The organism is Acinetobacter sp. ACZLY 512 (assembly GCF_023614015.1).
Classification (GTDB): domain Bacteria; phylum Pseudomonadota; class Gammaproteobacteria; order Pseudomonadales; family Moraxellaceae; genus Acinetobacter; species Acinetobacter soli.
Genome location: NZ_JAKIVI010000013.1, coordinates 1 through 14292 on the forward strand (window position 1 = coordinate 1; position 14292 = coordinate 14292).

At 44.5% G+C, this 14292-nt stretch carries 10 protein-coding genes, 1 rRNA gene and 1 pseudogene; 6 read left to right on the forward strand and 6 right to left on the reverse strand.

Annotated features, from left to right (window positions below; translation table 11 throughout):
- From rrf to L2096_RS13305, 5 genes are all read left to right on the forward strand, one after another.
- A 5S ribosomal RNA gene (gene rrf, locus L2096_RS13285) occupies positions 1 to 85 on the forward strand; the annotation flags it as partial.
- Positions 86 to 269: 184 nt separating this feature from the next.
- The gene (locus L2096_RS13290) at positions 270 to 1409 is read left to right on the forward strand and encodes a glycerophosphodiester phosphodiesterase (protein WP_250365611.1); all 1140 of its coding nucleotides are present in this window, start codon (positions 270 to 272) and stop codon (positions 1407 to 1409) included.
- A gap of 210 nt (positions 1410 to 1619) precedes the next feature.
- A complete protein-coding gene (locus tag L2096_RS13295) occupies positions 1620 to 2879 on the forward strand; it encodes an esterase-like activity of phytase family protein (RefSeq protein WP_250365612.1) in 1260 nt (419 codons plus the stop codon).
- 208 nt (positions 2880 to 3087) lie between these two features.
- Positions 3088 to 5472 (forward strand): YgiQ family radical SAM protein, encoded by a 2385-nt coding sequence (locus L2096_RS13300; protein WP_055415451.1) that lies wholly within the window; start codon positions 3088 to 3090, stop codon positions 5470 to 5472.
- A gap of 392 nt (positions 5473 to 5864) precedes the next feature.
- Positions 5865 to 6383, forward strand: a complete 519-nt coding sequence (locus L2096_RS13305) for a DUF2726 domain-containing protein (RefSeq protein WP_004932097.1) — start codon at positions 5865 to 5867, stop codon at positions 6381 to 6383.
- On the opposite strand, the gene L2096_RS13310 is transcribed toward L2096_RS13305, so the two are convergent.
- The 6 genes and pseudogenes from L2096_RS13310 to L2096_RS13335 all read right to left on the reverse strand — a co-directional run bounded on the left by L2096_RS13310 (position 6384) and on the right by L2096_RS13335 (position 12316).
- The gene (locus L2096_RS13310) at positions 6384 to 6737 is read right to left on the reverse strand and encodes a RidA family protein (RefSeq protein WP_250365613.1); all 354 of its coding nucleotides are present in this window, start codon (positions 6735 to 6737) and stop codon (positions 6384 to 6386) included.
- On the reverse strand, positions 6738 to 8075 hold the full coding sequence (gene shiA, locus L2096_RS13315) for a shikimate transporter (protein ID WP_004932103.1): 1338 nt from the start codon (positions 8073 to 8075) through the stop codon (positions 6738 to 6740).
- Between the two features lie 222 nt (positions 8076 to 8297).
- Entirely contained in the window at positions 8298 to 9353 is a 1056-nt protein-coding gene (gene dinB, locus L2096_RS13320; protein ID WP_250365614.1) for a DNA polymerase IV, read from the reverse strand.
- A gap of 10 nt (positions 9354 to 9363) precedes the next feature.
- Positions 9364 to 10032: pseudogene (locus tag L2096_RS13325) on the reverse strand (glycoside hydrolase family 25 protein); the annotation flags it as partial.
- A 146-nt stretch (positions 10033 to 10178) separates the two neighbouring features.
- Complete coding sequence (gene mdtD / locus L2096_RS13330) at positions 10179 to 11570, reverse strand: multidrug transporter subunit MdtD (RefSeq protein ID WP_048765990.1); 1392 nt, start codon at positions 11568 to 11570, stop codon at positions 10179 to 10181.
- Positions 11571 to 11698: 128 nt separating this feature from the next.
- A complete protein-coding gene (locus L2096_RS13335) occupies positions 11699 to 12316 on the reverse strand; it encodes an LOG family protein (RefSeq protein ID WP_004932115.1) in 618 nt (205 codons plus the stop codon).
- A 340-nt stretch (positions 12317 to 12656) separates the two neighbouring features.
- On the opposite strand from L2096_RS13335, the gene L2096_RS13340 reads away from it, so the two are divergent.
- Positions 12657 to 14252, forward strand: a complete 1596-nt coding sequence (locus L2096_RS13340) for a TerC family protein (RefSeq protein WP_004932118.1) — start codon at positions 12657 to 12659, stop codon at positions 14250 to 14252.
- The last annotated feature ends 40 nt before the right edge of the window (positions 14253 to 14292 follow it).

Genomic DNA, 14292 nt, shown 5'->3' on the forward strand with positions numbered 1-14292 from the left:
GATCCCTTCCCGAACTCAGAAGTGAAACCTCTTCGCGCTGATGGTAGTGTGGCGTTAGCCATGTGAGAGTAAGTCATCGCCAGCTTTTAAATACTAAGCCCCCTTAACATATGTTAAGGGGGCTTTTTTATGCCTAAAATAAGTGGAAAAATGCATGTAAAAATCAGCTTTGTAATCCAGAAGCTCTCTATTTTTTAACGCTTTTGTCATGTCGTTGACAAGTTTTTAGTCCAAACTTTGAGCTCAAATTAAAAAATTAGAGCGACAACATGTTAAAAAAAGTCTTTTGGTGCATGAGTTTGATTGCACTGAGTGGGTGTAATGACCATGATCATGATGATTTGGCAGCTTCTCCAAGTACCAGTGTTCAAGAACCTAAAATTTTATTGATTGGACATCGCGGTGCCAGTGCATTACGTCCTGAACATACGCTTGCTTCATATCAAAAAGCCATTGATGATGGCGCTGACTTTATTGAACCAGATTTGGTTTCTACCAAAGATGGGGTATTGGTTGCACGTCATGAAAATGAAATCAGCGGCACGACTAATGTGGCGACCCTACCTGAATTTGCTAATCGAAAAACCACTAAAGTGATCGATGGTGTATCAATAACCGGTTGGTTTACTGAAGATTTCACCTTAAAAGAATTGCAGCAACTCAAAGCGCGCGAACGTATTCCACAGTATCGCCCTACCAATACACAGTTCAATGATTTGTACAGCATACCGACTTTAGATGAAATTATTGATCTGGCCAATCAGCATTATAAAAAAACAGGCAAAGTGATTGGTTTATATATTGAAACCAAGCATCCGACTTACTTTAAGACGTTAAATTTATCTCTTGAAGATCCTCTTCTCAAGACTTTAGCAAAGTATGAGTATTCGCAAAAAATCGCACCGATATATTTACAGTCTTTTGAAGTTGAAAATTTAAAATATCTTAAACAGCAGTTGGCCGCACTGAAAAGTGTGCAACGTGCACAATTGATTCAACTCTATGATTCATCTTGGAGTCAACCTGCCGATGCCGTCGCAAAGGGAGCGAAAACCACTTATGCCGACATGGCAACGGCTCAGGGTTTAAAAGATGTCGCCCAATATGCCAATGGTGTAGGCCCAGCGAAATCCTATATCTTTAAAAATACCGATATGACACAAACCACAGCCTTTGTAACCGATGCGCATTTGGCTGGACTAAAAGTGCATCCTTATACCTTTCGTCCTGAAAATAATTTCTTACCACAATCCTTACGATGCAGTGCGCGCTTAGATGAGCGATGTGCATCCGGATCGATCAAGGAAATGAAACTTTATTTTCAAGCAGGCGTAGATGGTATTTTTACGGACGACCCTGCTATTGGCCGACAAGCCATCACAGAATATACGGCAGTCCAGTCAAAATAATGATGTTAAAAGCAAACTATGTGTAGCTCAGTATAGTAATACAATTGCTTTATTTAGTGTAAATAACCAGAGAGAAGGGAGCTGAAACCCGCTCTGGTTCTTTATCACACTGATTTAGGTAGATTGAACATCAAGATGTCATGCCTTTGAAGTCAAAACTTAACATTCAGCTGATTTAATGAGCTAAAATTTAATTCTAGATCTCATTTCATGAAAAATAAAACGGTATTGGCGATCCTGTGTGGCGCATTCATGGGTTTAGCTGGATGTAACGATGAGCATGATGCATCGCAGCCCGCCTCGAATGATTCGATCAGTCAACCAACCTTGGTGGCCTTTGCCAAACTTCCTGTAGATACCTATGCCAGCGGACCAGATTCAGGTAAAGCCGTAAAAGGTGCCAATGGTATTTATCCACCTTTTAAAGGACAGCCTGTACAAGGGTTTTCCGCAGCCTTAAAAAACAAAGACGGCAGCTATATGGTTATGGCGGATAACGGTTTCGGGACACAAGATAATTCTGCCGATTTTCTACTCAGAATTTATAAACTGAGCCCTGATTTTAAAACCAAAAACCAAGGCTCTGGCACTGTAACGGTACAAAGCTTTATTCAGCTGCGCGATCCAAACAAGCGCGTTCCATTTGATATTGTTAATGCCAATAGTGCTGAACGATTATTGACAGGTGCAGATTTCGATCCAGAATCGATGCAGCGCGCGCCTGATGGAACGTATTGGATTGGTGATGAGTTTGGTCCATATTTACTGCATTTTTCAGCAGAAGGGGTGTTGCTAGATGCACCTATTCCATTACCTCATCCTTTAAATCCAGCGCAAGAATTACGCTCGCCTCAAAATCAATGGAATAAAGCTCAAATCAATTATGTCGAACCATTGGTTCAGCAAAGTGGCGGCTTTGAAGGCATGGCCATTTCACCTGATGGGCAGTATTTGTATCCATTGATCGAAAAACCGATCAAATCTTTGCATGACAGCGAGCGCCATCTGTTGATTTCACAATTTGATCTCAAGAAAAAAGCTTATACGGGTCAGTATTACTGGTTTGCACTGGATAGCAAAGCCACCAATATCGGTGACTTTCAACTGTTTAATGACAAACAAGGTATTATTATCGAGCGCGATGCCACCCAGAATAATTTAGGCGGTTATAAAAAATTGATCCGCATTCAACTTAATGCATCGGGCCAACTGGTTAATCGTGAGGATTTAGTCGATTTGATGCAGATTGCTAATCCTGATTTATTGTATGCCACTGCACGAAACGGTGATCTCGGCACGGGACAAAATTTTGCGTTTCCGTTTGAAACCATTGAAGATATTGTGATTGAAAATGGCAATACACTTACCGTCATTAATGACAATAATTTTCCGGGATCATCTGGTCGCAATGCCAAACTTGCCGATGATAATGAAATCATTCAGATCAAACTACCCAAAGCACTGTTTTAAATACAGAGTCAGTACCGAGAAAAATCGTATGTTGCCACACGAGTTGGCAACATAATTGAAAACTGTCTAAACTTTATACAATTTAATTGTTATGTCATTGTTTCTACGATTTTTATAATTCTGAAAAGTGAAGGGTATTCATGTTAAAATGCTCGGCTTTCATCTTTGATGTTATCCCATCACTTCAGCAAGCCGAGAATCGCAAGCTATGTCTACAGCCTATACCATGCAGACCGCGCCAAAAGCGCTGTTTGATTACGACAAATATTGGGCGTCGTGTTTTGAACCTGCGCCATTTTTGCCGATGTCACGCGAGGAAATGGACCAACTTGGCTGGGATGCCTGCGATTTTATTTTGGTCTGTGGCGATGCCTATATCGACCATCCGTCATTTGTATCCGGTGTGATCGGTCGTGTACTCGAAGCACAAGGGTTTCGTGTCGGGATTATCGCACAACCCGATTGGACCAATGTCGAGAGCTTTCGTGTTTTGGGTAAACCGACCATTGCTTGGGGCGTGACTGCCGGTAATATGGATTCGATGATCAACCGTTATACGGCAGATCGAAAAATCCGCTCGGATGATGCTTATTCACCGGATAATGCGCCGAATAAGCGTCCAGATCGTGCGGCAACGGTGTACTGTCAGCGCTGCCGTGAAGCCTTTCCGGATGTTCCGGTTTTACTTGGCGGAATTGAAGGAAGCTTGCGTCGTATCGCGCATTATGATTACTGGTCGGACAAAGTTCGTCGCTCCATTCTCATGGACTCTAAAGCCGATTTACTGATGTATGGGAATGGCGAACGTGCAGTGATTGAAGTGATGCACCGTTTGGCAAAAGGTGAAAAAGTTCATGACATCAATGATGTGCGTGGTACTGCATTTATTATCAATAAACACAATAAAGCTGCGAAAGCAAAATTTGTTGAGATTGCCAGTAACGATGTCGACACCATTGGCCGTGTCGATCCGATTATCAACCCTTATGTGATGACGGAAGATATCGACGGCTGTGAAGTCGAAAAAGAAAAAGGCAATTCACTGGCCCAGTATCAGAATTTTCAAAAAGAAATTGTTGCGAATCCGATTATTCGTGAAGGTGATCAACTCGACCCAGATACGCAAATTGTGCAGCTCCAGCCTGCTGCATCGAAAGCAATCAAGCATAAATTACCGCCACGTGAACTGGCTGTAATTCGTCTGCCTTCTTTTGAAGAAGTCGCCAACGATCAGGTGCTATATGCGCATGCCAACCGTATCTTGCATTTAGAAACCAATCCGGGGAATGCCCGTGCCTTGGTGCAACGTCATGGCGAGCGTGATGTCTGGATTAATCCACCGCCAATTCCGCTTACTACGGAAGAAATGGATTATGTGTTTGACTTGCCGTATGCTCGCTTACCGCATCCATCTTATGGAAATGCACGTTTTCCAGCGTTTGATATGATCAAATTTTCGGTCAATATCATGCGTGGCTGCTTTGGTGGTTGTACCTTCTGTTCGATTACCGAGCATGAGGGACGGATTATCCAGAACCGTTCTGAAGACTCGATCTTACGTGAAATTGAAAAAATTCGGGATACTGCGCCGCAGTTTACCGGGATCATTTCGGATTTGGGTGGTCCAACGGCAAACATGTACCGTTTGCATTGTAAAGATCCAGAAATTGAAAAGAACTGCCGTAAACCGTCGTGTGTTTATCCGGGCGTTTGTCAGAATTTGCATACCGATCATGCACCTTTGGTACAGTTATACCGTAAAGCCCGCCAGATCAAGGGCGTGAAAAAAATTCTGATTGGATCAGGCCTGCGTTATGACTTGGCAGTTTTGAACCCTGAATACGTCAAAGAATTGGTACAGCATCATGTGGGCGGTTACTTAAAAATTGCGCCAGAGCATACCGAGCAAGGGCCTTTATCAAAAATGATGAAGCCGGGCATCGGAACCTATGACCGCTTTAAGCAAATGTTTGAGCGCTTTAGTAAAGAAGCAGGCAAAGAACAATACCTGATTCCGTATTTTATTGCGGCGCATCCGGGTACTTCGGATTACGACATGATGCATTTGGCAATCTGGCTGAAGAAAAATGGTTTCCGTGCCGATCAGGTGCAGACTTTCTATCCATCGCCAATGGCCACCGCCACCACTATGTACTATTCGGGCAAAAACCCGTTGGCCAAAGTGGCACGCTACACTGAAAACGTCGATATCGTGAAAGGTGAAAAACGTCGTCGTTTGCATAAAGCATTCTTACGTTACCATGATCCAAATAACTGGCCAATGCTGCGTGAAGCATTAAAAGAAATGGGCCGTGCCGACTTGATTGGTAACTCTAAGCAGCATTTGATTCCAACCTATCAGCCGAAGGGCACAGAAGGTGAATACAAATCAGCGCGTAAGAAAAACTCGACTGCAGCAGGTGATTCGGTTAAACGAAGTGCTCAGCAACCTGCCTCTCAAGGCCAGAAGCGACCGCAAAAAGGTCAAATCCTGACGCAGCACACGGGCTTGCCTCCACGTGAAACCAAAGATCGGCAGTCATCCGATTCGAAGTCACAGCGCTCCAAGCCACGCAGTAAGTCACACCGATAAGACCTATAAAAAAGCGCTTCCTGAGAGAGGCGCTTTTTTATCGGGCTCAAGTCGCAAAACTTATACATAAAAAAAGGAAGATATTCCCATTGCACTTTGGCCCAGCAATTGATCATGTCATAGATGTAACCGTAAGCGTTAACTGATTTGAAGATAACAGTTTTTATGAGATGAATTAAAGTGAGATATGCCACGCATCACATGAAAGTGATTCAAACATTGGCTTGATAAAGCAGCATTTGTCCGAAGGTCGTACTTGCCAAAGGCAGGAGAACACTTTAAGTTAAACACATGCGATGGAAGCGTTTGACCATGATGATAAAAAATTGGGTCAAGATTTAAAATTCGGCTGTAAACCGAAACTATAAAAATAGATAAAAGGAATGAGATACATGTATTGGTTCTTGATTGTGGGTATTTTTGCCCTGTTTGTTTTTGCCAGTCTGAAGGGGCTACAGCGGAAACAAAAAAATGACAGTGTACTGAAACAGCGTGCCGTATTTAGTGCGCATGAACAACTATTTTTCAATCGTCTTAAAGAGGCATTGCCAGAACTGACCGTCTTGGCTCGAGTGTCTTTCGATGCCCTGATCACCACGAAATTACCGCGGACACGTTATAAATATCAAAATATGGTGGCCGACTTTGTGATTTTAGATCATCAGTATCATGTGTTGGCGGTGATTGATTTTTCCGACCCTTTGCACGTCCGCCGCACTCAGCACGACAGTTATAAAGAGCAACTGCTGCAATCGGCAGGTTATCGGATTTTACATTACACGCAAGTGCCACAATTGGCAGCACTGCGTCGCGATGTGTATCCAGCCAAGGCAGCAAATGAAATGAGCTATGTGATGACCAGTGAACCCAGTGAACGACTGGTCAAATACAGCATCTTTGCAAAAAGCTGATTAAGGCTTAACGGCAGTTACGGTCATTTCGACCAATACGTCAGGATGATACATTTTGGCTTCTACACACGTGCGCGGTAGGGCTTGCATGTCTGCACACCAAGCGTCCCAGACAGCGTTCATTGCAGCATAGTCGCGCTCAATATCTTTTAAGAAAATCATCACAGAGAGAATATGGCGCTTGTCTGTAGCTGCATCTGCTAAAAAGCGATCGATAATATCCAGCGTTTGCTGGGTTTGACCTGTGATATCAAGATTCGTATCGCTAGCCAACTGACCTGCAAGATGAACCAAGTTTCCAGCAATCGCGATTTCTGAGAAGCGCTTTTCGACGTGCAATCGTTGTACGGTCATTTATTTTCCTGTATGGGGATAACCAGAAGAAAGATCTGCCGATTGTACTTGTGCTTTCATTCGTGCTGCAACACACGCAGTTAATAAACATCCCAAGGTTAAATAAAATGCCACATAGTGCCAATGCCCGTTACCCAGCGTAATCAATCCTGTTGCGATGAATGGGGTGAATCCGCCCCCTACAATACTGGCGACCTGATAGCCTACACCTGCACCGCTATAACGATATGATGCGCCAAAGAGCTCGGTAAAAATAGGCTGATGAACACTGACCACCATATCGTGTGAAAGATTGGCCAGCAAAATCGCGAAAATCACGATCCAGAGCGTAGAGCCACTTTCAAGTGCCAAAAAGAAAGGAAATGCACAGATTGCCCCGATTAAACCGCCTATCACACACATCCGGCGACGGCCAAAGCGGTCGGAAATATGTGCGAAAAAGGGAATGGTCAGACAGCTAATCGCACCGACCATCAAGCCAATATTCAGAAATAAGCTTGAAGACATCCCTAGATTTTTAGTGGAGTAGTTGAGCGCGAAGGTTGTGACCAAATACATGGTCAGTAGCTCGGCCAAACGCAGTGCAATAATATAAAAGAACGCTTTAGGATTTTGACGCACCGCTTCAAATAGCGGAATTTTGGTTGTTTGGGTCTTGGTTTTTGCAACTTCTTGAATAAATTCTTGTGATTCTTCTTGTCCGCCACGAACCCATAAGGCACAGAGAACCAAGACCACACTGGCGATAAAGGGAATACGCCATGCCCAGTCGGCAAAAGCCTCTTGTCCGAATACATAAATAATGCCCGAAACACTACCAGTGGCGAGCATTAAGCCGACGCCATATCCGATTTGAACACCACTGCTGTAAAATGCCTTTCGATCCTGCGGTGCATTTTCAACAGCCATCAAGGCTGCGCCACCCCATTCACCACCAACAGCAAAACCTTGAATTGCTCGTAGTAGCACCAGAAGAACGGGTGCCCACCAACCAATGGCCTCAAAGTTGGGTAATAATCCAATTAGTACTGTGGCCGTGCCCATCAGGAAAACGGTTAAAAACAGCATTTTTTTACGCCCGATGCGGTCGCCAAAATGGCCAAATACCACACCACCTAACGGACGAAACAAGAAACCCACCCCAAACGTTGCAAAAGCAGCGAGGGTACCCATTGCAGGGCTAATACTTGGAAAAAATTGCTGATTGAAAATCAGTGCGGCAACAATGCCATACAATAAGAAATCATACCAATCGACAACGGCACCGATAAAACTACTCAGAGCGGCTTTGCGTGCGCGTTTTTCGTGGGAAGAAGAAGATGCTAGATTTGAAGCCATTGATACTTGAGAATCCCATGCGTTCAGAACGGATGCCCTGCAACATTCGGATTTGGTCGTCACGCCAATCGCAGGACATAATGTATAGGGTAAAGGTGTCCCGTATACATTGCAGCAGATACATGGGTAAATGCATTTGCGAGCCTAAGAGTACTCCAAAATAGCCAGAAAGTGAAACAACTTTTCAAAGACCGTTTTATTTTTTTGATCAAATTTGACTGCTTACCAAAATGAAAGCTGTGAATCGCTCTCACGAGGTCCAAGCTGATAGACGCCCACTCCAATCAGGCGATATTGTGCAGCGGGCTGTAGCTGCATTTCGGTTAATAACACACCCAGAGCATGCTGAAATTCTTCAAGCGACGCCAAGGCGCGTTTAAAGCTTTTACTGTGCTGGAAGATCTGAAAATCTGGTGTTTTAAGCTTGATACTGATACCACGTGCCTGCAATTGTTTGTGTTGCAACGATAGCCAGACTTTTTCAGCCAATAGTCGCCAGTAGATGTCAAATTCACTGAGGTACAGGTTTTGATCGAAAGTGGTTTCCTTGGAAATTTGCTGGCGCACACGCTCGCTTTGAACCACGCGATGGTCTATTCCCTGCGCATACAGATACAGTTGCTTGCCATATTTTCCAAAATGATGAATCAGTACGGCTTCATCGATATGTTGTAAATCCCCCAGTGTTTCGAGTTTTAATTGCTGTAGTTTGGCTTGGGTAACGCGGCCAACGCCCGGAATTTTTTTTAGTGGTAGATCGCGAATAAAGTCCATAACCTGATGGGGTTTGATCACACATAAGCCATTCGGTTTATTCCAGTCAGATGCGATTTTGGCCAAAAACTTATTCGGTGCGACACCAGCAGATGCAGTGAGATGCGTCAGATTCCAGATATCCTGACGAATATGAATGGCGACATCGGTGGCGCTGGGCAATTGCTTGAGATTTTCGGTCACATCCAGATAGGCTTCATCTAGGGAAAGGGGTTCGATGAGCGAAGTATATTGCTGAAAAACATGATGAATCTGTTGTGAAACCGCTCGATACTTTTCAAAGTTTGGCTCAATCACGATCAGATCTGGACAGAGTTTACGGGCCTGACCCATTGGCATGGCCGAGCGTAATCCGTAACGTCGTGCAGGATACGAGGCTGCGGCAATTACTGCACGCGGATGATGTGAGGAAATCACCACGGGCAAGTGTTGCAGTTCTGGTCGCTCACGCAGTTCTACCGACGCATAAAAGGCATCCATATCGATGTGAATAATTTTTCGCATGCTGGTCTGCCTACTGCTTTACGGTGGGCGCGACAAAATCACGCCATTCTTTTAAGGAGCCTGCATAGACATTCAGATCGACTGGTTTTTCAATGCCCTTGATTTTGCCTTTGCGGTTGTATTGCCAGAACACCCATTCACGCTGGTCTTTAAGCTCGGGCTTTTGATCATACTCGCGAATCCATAGTGGCGTTTCTTTAAAATGTCCCATCAGCACAATATGATAAAAACGTGTTGAGACATAAAAAATTGGCTGTTTACCGTAGTGGGCCTTAAGCCGATCGTGCATGATCTGGATTTCCTTTAGCAACTGTTCTTGCGTATATGTATCGATGCAAGCCGTGTCATACTCAAGGTCAATCACTGGTGGAAGTGCATCTGCTTTAGTGGGAACAGTTTTAATAAAATTCTCTGCTTGTACCGTACCGTCTCGGCAAAGCCGGTAAAAATGATAGGCCCCAACATGCAGCCGTTGTTCACGCGCTTTTAACCAATAATCTTGAAATTTGGGATCTTGGTAATCGCCACCTTCAGTGGCTTTTAAATAAACAAAACGAAATTGATCAGCGGGAATTTTGGACCAGTTGATCTCACCTTGATGGTGTGAGACATCAAACCCTTTTACTGGATAATCTTGTGCAGAAGCTTTCTGATTATAAAAAAAACCAAAATAGAGCAAGATCAACAACAGCACAGAAAAACCCAGCCCTAACCAGTGAGCTGGAGAAATAGATTTAAAAATATGACGTGATTTCATGCGTGTATCTTGGCTCGATCCTCTGCTTCATCATAACCAGAAGTTAAACGCTGTACCATGTCGAATCGTTAAACTGGCGTATTACGCGGAATTTTAGAAAAAATCACTGCGGTAATAATATTAATACAGCCAAGGCAGATTAAGGTTGCATGAAAGGTACGGGTCATGTCTTGTGTACCAAACTGCTGACTGAAAATATTGACCAGTGTACCTGCCAAGGCTACGCCGATACTCATAGACAGCATCATGATCATCGATAAAAAGCTATTGCCGCTACTGGCATGTTGCTGGGATAAGTCTTTGAGCGTAAGCGTATTCATCGAAACAAACTGGATAGAATTGAGCGTGCCGAACACAAAAAAGTGAATGGCACGCAGCCATTCAGGTGTTTCTGCCGTGGTCAGGGAAAAGCTTGCGATACAGCTTCCGACCAATAACGTATTGATGATCAATACACGCCGATACCCAAGACGCTGAATAATTGGGCGCACAATCGGTTTTGAAAACAATGAACCCAAAACCAGCGGAATCATCATCAAACCGGTATAAAAAGGTTCAAAACCAAACGCCACCTGTAACATCAAGGGCAGTACAAAGGGGACGGCGTTACCGCCAAAACGGGCAAAGAAGTTCCCTAAAATACCAATGGCGTAAATTTTATTATGAAAGAGTGTGCTGCGAAATAACGCGTTCTCATGCATATGTGCATGGTAAGCATAGATGAATGCCGAGCCAATGCCAGCGCCAAGTAAACTGAGGCTGACCCATTGCGGATATTCTTTGCTAGCGAGTTGTTCGATTCCTAAAGATAAACCGACCATCGCCACGAGCAGTAAGATAAAACCACTTAAATCAAAAGATTTAACGGTTTTTTCCTTAATGTTTGGCATGGCCTTGAGGGTGATTAAAAGCCCCAAAAGCCCCATGGGAATATTAATTAAAAATACCCAGTGCCACGTAGTGACCTCAACCAGCCATCCGCCGAGTGTCGGTCCGATTAAAGGACCAACCAATCCAGCCAGACTCATCAGGCTCATGGCGGATAAAAACTGTGTCCGTGGAATCAGTTTTAGCATCGCCAATCGGCCTACCGGCAATAATAATGCCCCACCAATCCCTTGAATGATCCGGAAAACAATCAGCTCATTTAAGCTTTGCGACAGACCACAGCCCAGTGAGGCCAGTGTAAAAATAATAATGGCCGCAAAATAGGTATTACGTACACCAAAACGATCGGCCAGCCAGCCACTGAGCGGAATACACGCAGCAACAGATAACACATAGCCGACCACCACACCATGCATACGAAGTGGATCTTCATGGAGACTGCGAGCCATGGCGGGAAGGGCTGTGTTGACAATGGTGGTGTCAAGCGCCTGCATAAAAAAACCAATCGAAACCAACAAAACCAGAAGTTTGTATTCGGGCTGTAAGCGTTGATGCGTTGGGGTGGCATTCATGAGATGAAGAATTGCAAAGAAGTCAGGTGAAAATTAGCATGAAATGCAAGACACGCCTATAGTCTTACTGCAAGCCATGTATTGCGTAATGGTAGTTAGCCATCAAGCAACACATGCCCGCAAAGCGCTTATGCCATAAAACGGTGAGGTGAATTGAGATTTTTAACAGCGCCATAAATTTCGTCAAAAGTGTCGCAGACAATTAGTTTGGCACGATGTTGGGGAGGAAGAAAACCTTCTGCAACTGCATGATCGAGCTGTGCGATCAGGGCGTCGTAGAAGCCATTCACATTAAATAAAATCATGGGCTTTTGATGTTGATTGAGTTGCCCCCAAGTGGCAATTTCTAGGATTTCTTCAAAGGTACCCAGTCCGCCCGGAAGGGCAACAAAAGCACCGGCACGCTCGGCCATCATGGCTTTACGTTCATGCATGGTTTGCACCACATGTAATTCAGTCAGTTTAGAGTGGGCGACTTCATAGTCCAGCATAAATTCTGGAATCACACCGACGACCTCTCCGCCGTGTTCAAGGACGGTATCTGCCACCTGGCCCATTAGACCAATGCTGGCACCACCGTAGACAATACCAAATCCGTGTTCTGCAATACCTTGTGCCAGTTCAATGGCAGTTTCTTTGTAAATGGGTTTATTTCCGACGCGTGATCCGCAGTAAAGGGCAATGAGGGGTTGGCTTGTTTTGGCTGTGCTGTTTAACTCTAAGGTCATTTCTACTACGCTATTCATCTTTTCATTTTTACCTTATCACGTTATTGCATTGCTTAATATTAAGCAAGAACTATGACAAATTATCGCGGGCTCACAAAAACCCGACACGATCGCAAAATGACCATGTAATTGCCCGCAACAGGTAACAATATCCGTTCAATAAAAATGGTGAATTTCCAACTGATCTTGCCTATACTGAAAAACGGTTTAACAACATATATATGAACATGGGTAGTGGTTGTCGTCGCTTTGACGCTTTCGTTTTTTTCAGCAATTTTTATCATTCATCTTGTCTGGCAAGATCTGCCATTTGGCCTGACTATATCCATCCAATATTGACGTTTGGGGAGAAGCATCAATGATTTTTGAATGGATGTCTGATCCTTCTGCATGGGTGGGTCTGGCTACGCTGGTTGTGCTTGAAATTGTACTGGGTATCGATAACCTGGTTTTTATTGCCATTCTTGCAGAAAAACTTCCGCCAGAGCAGCGTAATACTGCCCGAATTGTCGGGCTGATTCTGGCTTTGGGCATGCGCCTGATCCTGCTGGCTTCAATTGCCTGGGTTGTTACCCTTACCGCACCCTTATTTCATATTTTCGACCATCCTTTTTCCGGCCGGGATCTTATTCTGCTCTTTGGTGGGGTGTTTTTGCTGTTTAAAGGCACCATGGAATTGCATGAGCGCTTGGAAGGCAAGCAGTTTCAGAAAGAGGAAAACCCAGTTCACGCGACGTTCTGGATGGTGATTGTGCAGATTGTGGTGCTGGATGCCGTCTTCTCACTCGATAGCGTGATTACTGCGGTTGGTATGGTCAAGCATTTATCGGTGATGATGATTGCCGTCATTATTGCAGTGGGAATTATGCTGTGGGCGTCTAAGCCGCTCATGGATTTTGTCAACAAACATCCAACTGTGGTGATCTTGTGTCTGTCATTCTTGATGATGATCGGGTTCTCTTTGGTGGTTGAAGGCTTCGGTTTCCATATTCCAAAAGGTTACTTATATGCCGCGATCGGCTTTGCAGTACTGATTGAAATGATGAACCAGACCATGCGCCGTAATCAGGAAAAGCTGGTCACGACCACAGATCTACGTTATCGCACCGCTTCGGCCGTCATGAAAATGCTTGGCGGTAAAGCAGCCAGCACCAGTAATGACACTCAGCAGCAAGAAAACGAAAATGTATTGGCTACACAAGCCTTTGCCGACGAAATGTTCGATGAAGAAAACAGCGCGTATCATAGCGTGATGGTACAAGGTGTATTGGGGTTGTCAGAGCGTCCGGTGAAGTCGGTGATGACGCCGCGCCCGGAAATCGAGTGGATCGATCTGGATGTCGAGCCTGCGTTACTCAAAGAACGTCTGCTCTCGATGACGCATTCGCGCCTGATCGCAGCCCGAGGTGAACTCGACAACATTGAAGGTATTTGCCTGACACATAAAGTATTAAACGAGTATGTGGAAACGGGTGTATTGAATTTTAGCCATCACGTACGTGAGCCAATGATTGTACATGAAAATGCACAGGTACTGATGGTGATGGAACAGCTACGCCAAGCACCTTTACAAATGGCCATCGTACTCAACGAATACGGTTCGATTGAAGGTATTGTGACGCCGATCGATATCTTGGAGGCGATTGCAGGGGAGTTTCCTGACGAAGATGAGCTGGAAGCAGCAGCAGAAAGTCTAGATGATGGATCGTTGATTCTTGAAGGTTCAACCGATATTCGCCATGTATCTTTACTGTTAAACCGCGATCTGGTGGATGAAACGGAACAATACTCGACGCTTTCGGGTTATTTGTTGTTTCATTTGGGGCGTTTGCCAGAAAACGGGCAAAAGGTTGCTGCAGATGGTTATATTTTTGAAGTGGTGACCATGGACGGACACAAAATTGAAAAAGTGCATATCGTGGCAGATCCTGCGCATCATTCTAGTAACGATTAAATCCGCTTCATTCCCTAAAGCATAGCCCGTTATCGGGCTA